Below are 14,565 nucleotides of genomic sequence, written 5' to 3'. Positions count from 1 at the left end.
AAACTTCATGGCCTAAGACTTGCGATAAAGGAAACACGACGAGGGACGAGTTAGTGAAATTGGCACTTCAAATTTCACCTGATGTTGACTTATCGTAGGGAAGAGGACTGGAAGTTTGCTAGTCGATAGGCGCTGAAGCTGGACAGAAAATGCCTATGTTCAAAATAGAACTACTAAAGGCTTATACTTTCTTTCCATAGTGCACCTCAACGTGCACGTACTCGCTTTATTTCAGAATTTGTCAATTGTTTTAAACCAACTGGATTTCTTCTTTTTGGTAAAAAGAGCAGCGCCGATAAATTGCCTGCAATGACGATAAAAGCAAAAACTAGCCATGAAATAGCAAAAATCCTTTCCATTCCGATTGCGTTAATAGATAAACGCGGCACAGCAATATACAATAATGCCCCACATAGAAGTAAACAAAGCAAAAATCGATTTTTCATGGAAAAGCCTCCTTGCATACTTTTTGTTATTGTATGCAAGGAGACCGTAGTAAAAAACCTAGTTTGTGATTTAAAGTTCCAACGTTTCTCCGACTTCCAAGATTTTTCCTTTTAAAGAATCTTCTAATAGATCAAGAAAGTTTTGGGGATTTTGCCTAATGGGCGGAAATGTATTGTAATGAACCGGCACTACTAGTTTAGCGTTTATAAGCTTAGCCGCTACGGCTGCATCCCGAGGACCCATCGTAAAATTATCTCCAATAGGCAAGAATGCGAGATCAATTGGATGTTGTTCCCCGATCAATTTCATATCCGAAAACAAGGCTGTATCCCCCGCATGATAGATTGTCTTTCCTTCAGCGGTGAAGAGGACTCCTGCAGGCATTCCCATATAAATAATTTGTTGGTTCTCCGTCACAACCGCTGAACTATGAAAAGCTTGTGTATATTTGACCGTTCCAAAATTAAATTCATAGGCACCACCGATGTTCATTCCGTGTGTATTCAATCCTTTCCAGCCCAAATAAACAGCAAGCTCATTCGGAGCGACGACAAGAGAATTACATCGGCTTGCAATTGCTTCAGTATCGCCTACATGATCCCCATGCCCATGCGTTAAAATAATTACATCCGCTTTTTCTTTTTCCACTTGTAAATCGGTTAAAGAGTTTCCCGTAATAAAGGGATCGAATAATATCGTTTTACCTTCTGTTTGAACCTTTACAACTGAATGACCATGATAAGAAACTTTCATTATGAAAACACCCCTTCATAGATTCTTCCTTATATCTCTTCGAGCCATTCTAGTCATTTCCCTCCTATTGCTTTTCATAATCTAAAAAAACTGATAATCTTTTATCAATAAAAGTAATTTGAAGGAGTTGTAAACTTTTGAATGAAAGACTAACAAAACTGACAAATTGGCTTAAACAAGAACAAATTGACGCTGCATTCATTACATTACCCGATAATATTTTTTATTTATCAGGCTTTCAGAGTAATCCCCATGAACGCTTACTTGGACTTGCGGTATTCCCTGAACAAGAACCCTTTTTAATTTGTCCGAGCATGGAAGTCAATGATGCTAAAAATTCAGGATGGAAATATGAAGTCATCGGATATAGTGATACAGAAAGACCGTGGGATTTTGTTGAGGAACGGGTAAAGGCTCGTATCAAAAACATTCAAAAATGGGCAGTGGAAAAAGAGCATTTAAATGTTGAAAGATATGAAGAACTTTTATCTAGATTTCCGGGTGCCATTTATAAAAGTGCGGAAGCGATCCTTAACGAACTAAGAATGATAAAGGATCAAGAAGAAATTGCCTTACTTCGAAAAGCATGTGAACTTGCTGATTTTGCTGTTCAAGTAGGAGTTCATGAAATTAAGGAAGGTAAAACCGAGCTTGATATCATTGCAGCCATTGAATACGAAGTGAAGAAAAAAGGTGTATCCGGCATGTCGTTTGACACGATGGTGCTAACAGGAGCAAACGCAGCTTCACCTCATGGAACACCAGGAAATACAAAAATACAAAAAGGAGATTTCGTTCTGTTCGATCTTGGGGTTATTTACGAAGGATATTGTTCAGATATTACGAGAACTGTTGCTTACGGTGATATTAATGATGAGCAAGAAAAAATATATAGAACCGTTTTAGAAGCAGAAGAAACAGCTGTGAATGCTACTAGGCCCGGAGTGCTTGCCAAAGATCTTGATTCTATCGCACGGAATATCATTCATCAAGCTGGATATGGAGATTACTTCCCACATCGACTTGGCCATGGACTTGGAATCAGTGTTCATGAGTATCCATCCATGACGGCAACGAATGAACTGGAACTTAAGCCAGGGATGGTTTTTACCATTGAACCAGGAATTTATGTACCGGGAGTCGCTGGTGTAAGGATTGAAGACGATGTGTTAGTAACAGATGGCGGCGTCGAAGTTTTGACTAAATTTCCGAAATCACTTAAATTATAATTTCTAAAAAGAAGACCAAATCAGTGATTTGGTCTTCCCCTTACTTGACTTATAACAGGTACTTTTGTATAACTTTTGCTACCCCGTTGTCATCATTTGAAAAAGTAATTTCATTTGCGATTTGCTTGACAGGCTCAGGTGAATTCCCCATAGCGATGCCTAGTCCTGCATATTTAAGCATATCTATATCATTGAAATTATCTCCAACAGCAATAATCTGGTTTTGCTTTAAGGTATATTTTTCTTGCAAGAGGTGTATTGCGGAGGTTTTATTTGCTGTATGGTGCATTATTTCTAAATATGTAGGTTTAGACCGATAAACGGTTAGTTCTCCATTACAAATATTTTGTAAATCCTGTTCTAGTCTTTCAATCTCCTTTTCTTGACCCATACATAGTACTTTATTAGCTCCAGTATTTTGCTGTTCCCACATATGAAACAATTTTTGATAATCCATTATTTTAGGTTCTGTTTTGGCAATTTCTTGTTCTTGAATCGCCCAATCATCCATTTTATTAACATACCATTCATTGTCTTTATAAAAGCCTATATGAACATCACGAATTTTAGCTTGACTAGTAATTTTCTTAATCTCGTCTAAAGTCATTGTTTTATTTAAAATAGGTTTATAAGAGGTATCTGTCGTAACATCTACCACCAGTGCACCACTGTAACAAATAATTGGTGTATTCAACTCTAACTCGTTATGAAGAAACATTATTCCCTTAGGCATCCTTGCAGAAACTAGGATTACAGGAAAGCCTTCAGGCAAGGATTGAATTGCTTTTTTTGTCTCGAAAGAAATTTTATGATTTGAGTCGAGAAGAGTACCATCTATATCTAAACATAGCATCTTATAAGTCATTTCCATATCCCCTAAAACATGTTAGTTTGCAATCATTTACTAACAAATAAGGCTTGGATTTTTTATCCAGGCCTTATCTGTTTCATTATTTTCATTTCTAGTTACTTTATTATTGCAATAGCTTTTTAGCATCTTGATAAGGGTACTGAAATGCTTCTGCCACTGCTTTATACGTAACATGACCTTTTAGAGTGTTAACACCTTTAAACAATGACTCGTTTTCAAGACATGCTTGTTTATACCCTTTATTGGCAATTTGAAGTGCATATGGTACAGTCACATTTGTTAAGGCGATTGTGGACGTACGTGGAACAGCCCCTGGCATATTCGCTACCGCATAGTGAACAACACCATATTTTTCATATATTGGATCGTCATGAGTCGTGATACGATCGCTTGTTTCGAAAATTCCTCCTTGATCAATGGCGATATCAATGACAACCGACCCTGGTTTCATCTTCTTAACCATATCTGCCGTTACAAGCTTAGGTGCTTTTGCACCAGGAATTAAAACTGCCCCTACTACAAGATCTGAATCTTTGACGGCCTGAGCAATGTTAAAAGGATTTGATATTAATGTTGTGACATCATGGCCAAATAAATCATCAAGCTGACGCAACCGATCCGGTACTAAATCAATGATCGTAACATCTGCACCAACACCAATAGCGATTTTTGCCGCATTCGTACCAGCGACACCGCCCCCGATTATTGTCACCTTTCCTCTTGGAACGCCAGGTACTCCCGATAGAAGAATCCCTTGACCACCATTTTTTTTCTGAAGGAATTGAGCACCTATATGTACAGCCATTCGACCAGCTACCTCACTCATCGGTGTTAAAAGCGGCAAGGTTCTATTTGGCAGCTGAACTGTTTCATAAGCGATTCCCGTTACTTTATTTTCGATTAACGCATCCACTAGTTTTTGCTCATTTGCTAAGTGTAAGTATGTGAAGAGTATTAAGTCTTCTCGCAAAAATCGATATTCTTCTTCTAGTGGTTCCTTAACCTTCATAACCATTTCCCCGGCCCAGGCTTCTTCAGCGTTATTAACAATTTGGGCTCCAGACTGTATGTAATCTTCGTCCGTGAATCCCGAACCTAGACCAGCACCAGCTTCAATAAATACGTTGTGCCCAGCTGTCGTTAAAGTTACAACTCCCGCAGGGGTCATCGCAACTCGATTTTCGTTATTAATAATCTCTTTTGGAATACCAATTCTCATCACTCTGCCTCCTGTTCGATGATTCTATACATTCCATCATAACATTATGGCAGAATCATGACAGCACTTTTTTCCTTTTAGCCAAAAAAAATTCGAGGCTTTTTGCGAACAAAAAGCCCTGATCATTACCCTTCAATTGTATCTTGAACCTTTTCATCATTGATTCCGCTTTGTTCAATGGCTCCACTAATATAAACATCTTTTATTTGTTCAATTGTTTCAGCATTATTTTCTTCATTATATTGAAACTCGTGTTGGACATCCTTCTTTTTCATCTAAACAGCTCCTATTCCATTTTTATATATTATTCGATATTTCAAAACAGAAATTCCTTCCTTATTATGCTAAAATAAAAGAAAGAGTATTAGGAGACTGGTAAAAATGACACTTGGATATCATAACATTTTAGTCGCAGTCGACGGGTCCAAATCTGCAGAATGCGCCTTCAAAAAAGCTGTTCAAATTGCCAAACGCAATAACGCCAAGCTAACTCTTATTCACGTCATTGACACAAGATCCTTTGCGACCATTGACGCCTATAACGGGACGATGGCTGAAAGAGCGGAAACATATGCAAAAGAATTATTGGATGAATACAAAAAAGATGCCGAAGCAGCGCAGTTTACCAATTTTGAAATTCTTGTTGAATATGGCTCGCCTAAATCTGTCATTCCAAAACAGGTAGCAGAAAAAATAAATGCAGATCTTATCATTTGCGGAGCTACTGGTCTTAATGCAGTTGAGCGATTATTGATTGGAAGTGTATCAGAACATATTATGCGTTCCGCTTCTTGCGATGTTTTAATTGTAAGAACTGAGGAAGAAGAATATGAATAAAAAAAGGAGCATATTCCTGTGAAGGTAACGGGTTCTCCTTTAAAGGTGCAATGCAGTAAATCGCAATGCAAATAGGGTGAGAAATCTAAATGATTTTCTCACCCTATTTTTTGTTAATGTATCAATTTTGTTGATACATTAACATATAAAATTGCAATATTGAAAATAGATATTCTCTATCTTTTTATTGAATAACTAAAGTTGATTTAAATTACCATCTGATTCCCTATTGTTTGAAATAAACGGAAAAATTCCGTTTATGTTGGGAAATGCTTATATTTCCCTCGAATTAAAGGAAGTTTTTCCGCTTATTTTATCCATATCCTTCGTTTTTGCCTTATTTAAAGGTATTAATCGGAAATTCTCCGCTTATATCTGCTTATTCAGCTTCAAAATTTACATTAGGCGGAAATTTTCCGCTTATAGATTCTCATACCTTTGGTGAATCCCTGTTACTGGCCTCACATTGCAAGTTATAGGCGATCGATTTGAGTTTACTGGCTGTTGCGTATGGTTTACTGGCCATCCACGCTAGTTTACTGGCCGTTCTTTCGGTTTACTGGCCATCGGCGCGGGTTTACTGGCCGTTCTTTCGGTTTACTGGCCGTCGACGTGGGTTTACTGGCCGTTCTTTCGTTTTACTGGCCGTCGACATGGGTTTACTGGCCGTTCTTTCGTTTTACTGGCCGTCCTTTCGGTTTTACTGGCCATCGACATGGGTTTACTGGCCGTTCTTTCGGTTTACTGGCCGTTCTTTCAGTTTACTGGCCATCGGCGCGGGTTTACTGGCCATCCACGCTAGTTTACTGGCCGTTACGTGTGGTTTACTGGCCATCGAAGCGACTTTACTGGCCGTCATCACGATTTACTAGCCGGATTCTTACTTTACGTATTGTTTCGCTTTTTCCAATTGGACTTTTACCTGCTCAAAGCCTGTACCGCCGTATGAATTTCTGCGTTTAACCGCTTCTCTTGGTGAAAGGATGACATACACGTCTTGATCAATTTTAGAACACGCATCTTGCAGTTGATCTAAAGGTAAGTCCAGTAAATAACAATTTTGCTGAATGCAAGTCAATACGAGCTTTCCGACGATTTCATGTGCTTCACGGAAGGGAATTCCTTTTGCAGCTAGATAGTCGGCAAGTTCAGTTGCATTCGAAAAGTCTTGGTTTACTGCGGATTCCATTTCATCATCTTTCACTGTCATTGTTTGAATCATGCCAGTGAATATTTTTAATGATCCGATCATCGTATGGACTGTATCAAACATGCCTTCTTTATCCTCTTGCATATCTTTATTATAAGTAAGCGGCAACCCTTTTAGCACCGTCAACATACCGACAAGGTTCCCAATCACTCGTCCACTTTTCCCTCTAATTAACTCTGCCATATCCGGATTTTTCTTTTGAGGCATGATGCTGCTTCCTGTTGCATACGCATCATCCAGCTCAATAAAACTGAATTCCTTGCTTGTCCAAAGGATAATTTCTTCAGCAAGTCTAGATAGATGTGTGATGGTCAAGGCTGAATTACTGAGAAACTCAACAACAAAGTCACGATCACTTACTGCATCCATACTATTTTCATACACACTAGAAAAACTTAATTGTTCCGCAGTATAAAAACGATCGATTGGGAATGTTGTTCCTGCTAGTGCACTTGCTCCAAGCGGAGATATATCGATTCGTTTTAAGCTATCTTCGAATCGATCATAGTCGCGTTTTAGCATCCAGAAATAAGCAAGCATATGATGAGCAAATGAAACAGGCTGTGCACGCTGCAAATGGGTATATCCCGGAAATACTGTTTCAACGTTTTTCTCTGCTTGTTCAACTAGTGCCGATTGCAATTCCTTAATATGCTCCATAATGATATGTACTTGTTTTTTTAAATACAAATGCATATCTGTTGCAACTTGGTCATTCCTACTTCTCCCGGTATGAAGCTTTCCTCCAACAGGACCGATTTTCTCAGTTAGCATTTTTTCAAGATTTAAATGAATATCTTCCTCAGACACAGAGTAGTGTAATTCGCCTGCTTCAGCTTTTTGCTTTAGCTTCAGTAAACCAGCGACAATTTGTTCACTTTCTTCAAGTGGGATTATATTCGTTTTTCCGAGCATTTTCACATGGGCAATGCTGCCTTCAATATCTTCCAATACTAGCTCCTGATCAAAGGAGATGGAGGCGCCGAATTCTTCGATCCATTGTTCGGATGACTTCGAAAAGCGCCCTCCCCATGCTTTTTTCATGCTTTAACCCCATCCTTTTTGTGAATCATGCTGTGAACCTCAGTTGGAAGACCCCACAGCTTAATAAATCCAACAGAAGCTGATTGATCAAATTCGTCATCCGCTGTATAAGTAGCAAGTCTTTCGTTATATAGAGAATTTGGTGATTTTCTGCCTTCAACAATGGCGTGGCCTTTAAATAGCTTCACTCTAACTGTCCCATTCACATACTGTTGTGTTTCTTTTAAAAATGCAGTCAATGCTGGATTTAAAGGTGAGAACCAGAGCCCATCATATATTAATTCAGTCAATTTTTTTGAAATAACTGGCTTGAAATGAGCTAACTCCTTAACTAGAGTTAAATCTTCCAACTCTTTATGCGCCGTTAATAGAGTCATTGCTCCTGGGCATTCATATACTTCACGGGATTTGATGCCAACTAATCTGTTTTCAACATGATCGATTCTACCAACTCCGTGTTTACCTGCAAGTGCATTTAATTGCAAGATAAGATCACTCAAAGGATAATTTTTACCGTCGATGGAAACAGGAACCCCTTTAACAAATTCAATTTCGATGATATCAGGCGTATTCGGTGTATTTTCCAATGCAGCCGTTAAATCATAGGCATTTTCAGGTGGAGCGGCCCAAGGATCTTCTAATATTCCACATTCATTTGCTCTACCCCATAAGTTTTGGTCCACTGAAAAAGGACTATCTAAATCGATAGGAATCGGAATTCCTTTTTCTTTTGCATAGGCAATCTCTTCTTCACGTGACCAGCTCCATTCACGTACTGGCGCCAGCACCTCAAGATCTGGATTCAATGCTTTTATCGATACTTCAAAACGTACTTGGTCATTACCCTTACCAGTACATCCATGTGCCACAGCATCTGCATTTTCTTGTTCAGCGACTTCAACTAATTTTTTTGAAATGAGTGGTCTTGATAAGGCAGAAACGAGTGGATATTTATTTTCATACATTGTGTGAGCTTGTAGGGCAATCAATGCATATTCATTCGCAAATTCTTCTTTCGCATCAATGACATAACTTTTTGAAGCTCCCATATCCAATGCTTTTGATTGTATAAATGCAAGGTCTTTTCCTTCACCTACATCTAGGCAGCAAGCTACGACCTCATAGCCTTTATCAATAAACCACTTTATCGCAACGGATGTGTCCAAACCTCCTGAATAGGCTAGCACGACTTTCTTACTCATGTGAATTCCTCCTGATTGCTGAATGTATACTTATGCACAGAATTTAATTTTTAATCATTTAATATTAGGATATTAACATAATAGATTTATATTTTCAATACTTATTCATAAAAATATATATAAATAAATGCAAAAAAAGAAGGCCCCTAAAAAAGCAATACTGGCGTTTTTAGGTTGACCTTCGCTTTGTTTATTTATTCAATTCCCTTACAACATGTCCTAATTCCTTCAATATCAATTTCTCCATTGCAAGCTTAACAGCTCCTGATGAACCTGGCATGACAAATATAGCTTTGTTGCGAAATGTACCGGCACATGCCCTAGACATGATTGCAGCCGATCCGATATCCTCCATATAACTTAGCATGCGAAATAGTTCCCCAAATCCGACAATCTCTTTTTCAAATAAAGCTGAAACTGTTTCGATTGTAACATCTCGTTTGGCAATCCCTGTTCCACCTGTCATCAAAATCACATGCACATCTTCTACCCCGGCTGCTTCTTCAATCACCGCTTCGATAGATGTTTCATCATCCTTCACGACTTTATATAAGGATGTATGATGTCCCTTTTCTTTTAAAAGCTTTGAAATAAGATTTCCGCTTTTATCGTCCTCCACCGTTCTTGTATCGCTAACAGTAATGACCGCACAGTTCACACAAAAAGGGGCTTCTCTTTTATGTTCTGAAACGCTCATTTTAGTTCTCCACTTTTTTCGAGCAAGTACTTATATTGATAATATTTAATTGCAAAGTGAGTTACCTTCCTTGTTATCCGATAGTTCATTCCGGCGCCAATCGCAACTGAAATAAGAGGAAAACCTGAAATGGTTTTTTTCGAAAGTAACATAATAAGGCTTATTTTCAATGCCTCTTTTAATGGTTCGTCAACCCATGTATGATCTGTTATCCGCTCATGAATGTCGAAATAAAATTGTTCATCTTCCTTTTGCAGATCCTCCATTAAATCTTCCCAGCCAAACATTTTCATTCGTTCCGGCATCGTTGCAACATTAAATACTTTCAATGTTTCCAGCAAACCCGCAGGAGATTGAACGTCATATCCAAAGGACATGGCTGTAAGCTGAACTGCTCGCAAATTAATGACGAGCATAGCCAAAAAATCACTTGTCACAAATAAAGGCTTTCCGGATCCAGCCATGCCTCCTTGAACTAAGGAATAGATTCGATGACGAGAAGCCTGTTGCTCAGCTAAAAATGTTAGTTGTGCAACGGGCATTTTCGTTCTCATATCTGAAATAGAGTTTACTTCTTCATTCATGGATCTAGCAGCATTTAATATTCTTACACTTGCTTCTTGTTGCAGCTTCGTTCCACGCAACAGTGAATTCAATTGAAATAGCCAATCGTCAAGCTTCTCGAAAAATTGAATTTGCAACGAATCAGGGAGAAGTGAAAATGCTTGATCGATCCATTTATCATAAGAATTTTCCAAATCGGTTGCTTCGTACTCAAAAAAGGATTGGCGCCATGTATGCAGTTCCTCCAAAAGTACTTCTTCTCTTTGCGTTAAGGTCATTAATACCACTCCCTTAATCATTAGGTTACTGTATTATTGATTACCTGAAAGACTAACTACATCACGTGCAATCATTATTTCTTCATTTGTCGGAATGACGATGACTTTCACTGGAGAATGTGGATAATTAAGGAATATTTCTTTCCCACGAATTTTATTTAAATCTTCATCCCAGTATACGCCCATAAATTGAAGTCCATTCAATACCTTAGCTCGAATTGCGCTGCTATTTTCTCCAATCCCCGCTGTAAAGATGATTGCGTCTACTCCAGACATTTTTGCTGCATAAGAGCCTAAATATTTATGGATTCGATCTGCAAATATATCAAGGGCCAGTTCCGCGCGATGATTTCCAGCAGTTGCTTCAAGTTCTATATCGCGCAAATCACTTGAAAAGCCCGACACACCAAGCATACCCGATTTTTTATTCAATACTTCAAGTACTTCTTCAGCTGACTTGCCTGTTTTCTCCATTAAATAAGGAATCAAGGCAGGGTCAATATTCCCAGATCTAGTCCCCATCGTCACCCCTGCAAGCGGAGTAAAGCCCATGGAAGTGTCGATCGACTTACCGCCTTTAATTGCCGCTATACTCGCACCATTCCCTAAATGACAGGAAATGAGCCTTAACTGTGATAAAGGACGTTGCAGTAATTGTGCTGCTCTTTGTGATACGTATTTATGCGAAGTTCCATGAAATCCATATTTCCTAATCCCGTAATTTTTATAATAATCATATGGAAGGCTATATAAAAACGAACTTTCTGGCATTGTTTGATGAAAGGCCGTATCAAAAACAGCCACTTCAGGAACTCCAGGCAATGCTTTTTGAAACTCCTTTATTCCCGTTACATTCGCGGGATTATGAAGAGGAGCTAACTCTGAAAGTTCCTCTATTTTTTGCAAAACTTCAGGAGTAATCATGACCGATTCATTAAATACTTCTCCCCCGTGTACAACACGGTGACCTACACCTTCAATTTCATCAAGAGAAGAAATAACTCCATTTTTTATAATTCGATCCAATAATAATGCCACGGCAATTTCATGGTTCGGAATATCAAGCGTATCCTTAACATTTTTTCCCTCGACACTCATTGTAAAAATGGAATCATTTAAGCCAATTCTTTCAATTACTCCTTTAGAGATAACCTTTTCCTCAGGCATATCGATAAGCTGATATTTCAATGATGAACTGCCTGCATTAACCGCAAAAATTTTGGACATAAGAATCACCTTTCTTTTACGTATTATCATATTTGTCGGTAGTAACTCTTATTTATTTTCCTTAAACCATTTTTCCATTCCCAGCATCATTTTATCAAGGGCTTCCTTATTAGATAGTTTCGGCAATGTCGCAAGTAGTACCTCTTTCGGTGCCTCAATCCCCGGTTTTTTCTTTTGAAGAATAAGAATGCTTTTCCCGGCGTTTTTGGCTTTAAACAGAGAGAGAGGCAGCTGTAAAATACATTGTATATAAGCTGTTCGTTTTAAAAAGCTGTGAAGTTTTGCAGCCTCTTCAGATTCAAATAAATTGTTAGGTATAAGAAAAAATAAATAACCTCCTGATTTTGTATGGTTCATACTTTGTTCAATAAATAAATGGTGAGCATAAGCATGACCTTTTGAAGCGTTAAGTTCGTATTTTCCCGCTTGTACATCATTTGGATAATAACCGACTGGCAAGTCACATACAACTAAATCGACCGGGTCAATAAACAATGGTTCCAATGCATCTTGGTGAAAAAACTCGGTCCCTTGTTTTTGAAGATTCGCTCCTACGAATGCAAGTTTGATTAAAAGTTCATCAACCTCAACCCCGAAAGCTCGGATATGACTTGCATTTCCTTGGCGATTGATAATCGTTGATAATAAATTACCAGTGCCGACAGCAGGATCCAATATGGATAAATCAGTTTTTGCGCCTATGAATTTTTCAGTAAAGTAGCTAATAATAAATCCAATCGTATCCGGAGTCATTTGATGATTAGGCTGTATGTTTCCCTTCATCCCTTTTAAAATAGACAATTGAAAAGCCTTCCGGATATCTTCCGAGGCATACGATGCAATGATGATGTCGTCATATTTTTTCTTAAGCCTTTTTTTTGTTATTTCGCTTAATGAATCCTGTAATATATCTTCATGAAAAAGGTTATCGCCGGTTTCGGCAAGCGCCTCTAAATATGTACAATCCAGTTCATCTTGCAAAATTTCTGTCGTTTCATTAAACAACATGAATAATCTTTCCACTGGAGTAACTTTCAAATTCATCCCCCCGTAACCTTCTATACCTATAGTTTAGCTTTCGTTACCTTCGCAAACAAGAAATAAGTATAAAACTCCAAAATACTTTTCATTTATGCATATTAAAGCAAAAAGCAAGAAAGCCTTGCTAGCTTTTTTCAATAGTTGTGAGAAAATTTAAACACAGGAGGGAAAGGTATGAAAATTGGCGAAAAACTGAAAGTAAGGAGAAAAAAAGCAGGGTTAACTCAAGAACAAGTAGCAGAAAAAATGAATATAACGAGGCAAACTCTTTCAAATTGGGAAGTCGGAAAAAATTATCCAGATATTGATTCCATCATTGAGCTTAGTCATATATATAAACTCTCCTTAGATGAACTGCTGTTAGGAAAAATTTATTTTAAAGGAGCGGTTACTTTGAGTAAAAAAATGTCTGAAGTAGAGATTCAAAAGCTAATTAAAAAGAATTATCCATCTGCAAGTAATTTTAAGGAGTTAAATGGTGGGCTTGTATCCCAAACATACTCCTTTCATGCAGATAAGGGCCAATACGTTTTTCAAGTTGGAAATCGCCTCGAAGTATATGAAAAAGAGAGATGGGTTTACAACCAGTTTAATCATCTACTTCCTATAAGAAATGTATTAGAAGTATCGGTGGAAGATGATATTACGTACTCTATTTCGAAGTATATTGAAGGCAATAAATTGTTCGACTTAAATAGCCAGGAATTACTTGATACTTGTCCTTCCATCATGAAAACCCTTGAATTATTAGAGTCAATTAAAGTACCTGAACAAACTGGATATGGAAGATATGACAATACAGGACAGGGTGGATATCCAACATGGGAGGATTTTATTAAAGCTGTATACAACGAGAATATTTATAATTGGTCGGCACTAGAACAAAAAGGTCTAGATTCAAGTGTAGTTAAACACGCTTTACAAGAATTAAAAAATCACATTAACAGTGTTTCTTTAAGCAAAAAAAATATAATACATGGAGACTTAGGATCATTTAATCTAATAGCCAAGAACGGACAAATTACAGGTATTATCGATTGGAGCCTTTCCATGTATGGAGATCACTTATATGATAAGGCCAATATTCTGTTTTGGAATGAAGTTAAACTTCAGCCATTAATCCAGCGGATAAATGAAAAATATATTAATTCTCCCGAAACAAAGGAAAAAATATATTGTTATATACTTCGAATTGGGCTAGAAGAAATATATAACACAGTTATACTAAACGAAGTAGGATATGACATAGAATGGGTAGCAAATAGACTGCAAAAAGTGATTAACAGTTTTTTATAAGGATTTGTAAAAGAAAGATTTAATCGCCTATCACGACAACGAAATATTACACGATGATGAATGTTAAAGAGATTGGAACTTATCCAATCTCTTTGCGAGTGCTATTTGTATAGTTGTTATTCTTTCCTTACTTTGCTTGTTTCGCAGCAGCCAAAGCTGAATCATAGTCAGGATGGTTAGTTACTTCACTGACATATTCTGCATGGACAACATTGTCTTCACTATCAATAACAAATACACTGCGGGCCAACAGGCGGAGTTCTTTCATTACAACACCATAAGCTTCTCCAAATGAGAGATCACGATAATCGGAGAATATTTTAGCGTCATTCAGTCCATTTTCGTTTGCCCAACGAGCTTGTGCAAATGGTAGATCAGCTGATATTGTAAGCACTTGAACATTTCCTAGATTCGCTATTTCTTCATTAAAACGTTTTGTTTGGACTGCACACACTCCAGTATCAACTGATGGGACAACACTAATAAGGCGAACGGAACCTTTGTAATCACTGAGTTTTACTTCTGATAAGTCATTTGCTAATACTGTGAAATCCGGTGCTTTATCTCCAGTTTTTATTTCTGTCCCTACAAGCGTCATCGGATTCCCTTTAAACGTAACTTCTGCCATAAATGATTCCTCCTTCAAAATG

16 protein-coding genes are annotated in these 14,565 nt (G+C 37.8%); 4 read left to right on the top strand and 12 right to left on the bottom strand.

What is annotated here, in order from left to right; translation table 11 throughout:
- Positions 1-206: 206 nt before the first annotated feature.
- Both NQ185_RS09605 and NQ185_RS09600 read right to left on the bottom strand, forming a co-directional pair.
- Positions 207-446 carry a hypothetical protein gene (locus tag NQ185_RS09605; protein WP_257581452.1) on the bottom strand — a complete coding sequence of 80 codons (240 nt, stop codon included), beginning with the start codon at positions 444-446 and terminating at the stop codon, positions 207-209.
- 70 nt (positions 447-516) lie between these two features.
- The gene (locus tag NQ185_RS09600) at positions 517-1,200 is read right to left on the bottom strand and encodes a metal-dependent hydrolase (RefSeq protein WP_257581451.1); all 684 of its coding nucleotides are present in this window, start codon (positions 1,198-1,200) and stop codon (positions 517-519) included.
- Positions 1,201-1,337: 137 nt separating this feature from the next.
- Between NQ185_RS09600 and NQ185_RS09595 the strand changes: the two genes are divergently transcribed.
- Positions 1,338-2,429: a M24 family metallopeptidase gene (locus tag NQ185_RS09595; protein ID WP_257581450.1), complete on the top strand. Its 1,092-nt coding sequence runs from the start codon at positions 1,338-1,340 to the stop codon at positions 2,427-2,429.
- A gap of 49 nt (positions 2,430-2,478) precedes the next feature.
- Here NQ185_RS09595 and NQ185_RS09590 read toward each other — a convergent pair whose 3' ends face one another.
- The 3 genes from NQ185_RS09590 to NQ185_RS09580 form a co-directional block, all read right to left on the bottom strand.
- Positions 2,479-3,294 (bottom strand): Cof-type HAD-IIB family hydrolase, encoded by an 816-nt coding sequence (locus tag NQ185_RS09590; protein WP_257581449.1) that lies wholly within the window; start codon positions 3,292-3,294, stop codon positions 2,479-2,481.
- Positions 3,295-3,403: 109 nt separating this feature from the next.
- A complete protein-coding gene (gene ald / locus NQ185_RS09585; RefSeq protein ID WP_257581448.1) occupies positions 3,404-4,519 on the bottom strand; it encodes an alanine dehydrogenase in 1,116 nt (371 codons plus the stop codon).
- A gap of 125 nt (positions 4,520-4,644) precedes the next feature.
- Entirely contained in the window at positions 4,645-4,794 is a 150-nt protein-coding gene (locus NQ185_RS09580; protein WP_257581447.1) for a hypothetical protein, read from the bottom strand.
- Between the two features lie 106 nt (positions 4,795-4,900).
- Between NQ185_RS09580 and NQ185_RS09575 the strand changes: the two genes are divergently transcribed.
- Together NQ185_RS09575 and NQ185_RS09570 are read left to right on the top strand one after the other, a co-directional pair.
- A complete protein-coding gene (locus tag NQ185_RS09575) occupies positions 4,901-5,356 on the top strand; it encodes a universal stress protein (RefSeq protein WP_257581446.1) in 456 nt (151 codons plus the stop codon).
- Positions 5,357-5,844: 488 nt separating this feature from the next.
- Positions 5,845-6,228, top strand: coding sequence for a hypothetical protein (locus NQ185_RS09570; RefSeq protein ID WP_257581445.1), 384 nt, complete (start codon positions 5,845-5,847; stop codon positions 6,226-6,228).
- An 8-nt stretch (positions 6,229-6,236) separates the two neighbouring features.
- Here the strand turns inward: NQ185_RS09570 and argH are convergent, their stop codons facing one another.
- From argH to NQ185_RS09540, 6 genes are all read right to left on the bottom strand, one after another.
- On the bottom strand, positions 6,237-7,610 hold the full coding sequence (gene argH, locus NQ185_RS09565) for an argininosuccinate lyase (protein WP_257581444.1): 1,374 nt from the start codon (positions 7,608-7,610) through the stop codon (positions 6,237-6,239).
- Complete coding sequence (locus tag NQ185_RS09560; protein ID WP_257581545.1) at positions 7,607-8,818, bottom strand: argininosuccinate synthase; 1,212 nt, start codon at positions 8,816-8,818, stop codon at positions 7,607-7,609. Before NQ185_RS09560 ends, argH begins: the two co-directional genes overlap by 4 nt.
- A gap of 184 nt (positions 8,819-9,002) precedes the next feature.
- Positions 9,003-9,509 carry a MogA/MoaB family molybdenum cofactor biosynthesis protein gene (locus NQ185_RS09555; RefSeq protein WP_257581443.1) on the bottom strand — a complete coding sequence of 169 codons (507 nt, stop codon included), beginning with the start codon at positions 9,507-9,509 and terminating at the stop codon, positions 9,003-9,005.
- Complete coding sequence (locus tag NQ185_RS09550) at positions 9,506-10,351, bottom strand: EcsC family protein (protein ID WP_257581442.1); 846 nt, start codon at positions 10,349-10,351, stop codon at positions 9,506-9,508. The genes NQ185_RS09555 and NQ185_RS09550 overlap by 4 nt, the downstream gene beginning before the upstream one ends.
- A gap of 33 nt (positions 10,352-10,384) precedes the next feature.
- Positions 10,385-11,578, bottom strand: coding sequence for an acetate kinase (locus tag NQ185_RS09545; protein WP_257581441.1), 1,194 nt, complete (start codon positions 11,576-11,578; stop codon positions 10,385-10,387).
- Between the two features lie 48 nt (positions 11,579-11,626).
- A complete protein-coding gene (locus NQ185_RS09540) occupies positions 11,627-12,616 on the bottom strand; it encodes a class I SAM-dependent methyltransferase (RefSeq protein WP_257581440.1) in 990 nt (329 codons plus the stop codon).
- Between the two features lie 177 nt (positions 12,617-12,793).
- Between NQ185_RS09540 and NQ185_RS09535 the strand changes: the two genes are divergently transcribed.
- Positions 12,794-13,915: a helix-turn-helix domain-containing protein gene (locus NQ185_RS09535; RefSeq protein ID WP_257581438.1), complete on the top strand. Its 1,122-nt coding sequence runs from the start codon at positions 12,794-12,796 to the stop codon at positions 13,913-13,915.
- A gap of 127 nt (positions 13,916-14,042) precedes the next feature.
- Here the strand turns inward: NQ185_RS09535 and tpx are convergent, their stop codons facing one another.
- Positions 14,043-14,543 carry a thiol peroxidase gene (gene tpx, locus NQ185_RS09530; RefSeq protein ID WP_257581437.1) on the bottom strand — a complete coding sequence of 167 codons (501 nt, stop codon included), beginning with the start codon at positions 14,541-14,543 and terminating at the stop codon, positions 14,043-14,045.
- Positions 14,544-14,565: the final 22 nt, after the last annotated feature.

The organism is Lederbergia panacisoli (assembly GCF_024626525.1).
Taxonomy (GTDB): Bacteria; Bacillota; Bacilli; order Bacillales; family Bacillaceae_C; genus Lederbergia; species Lederbergia panacisoli.
Note: the sequence above shows the minus strand (reverse complement) of the source record. Positions and strands in the feature narration are given on the sequence as shown.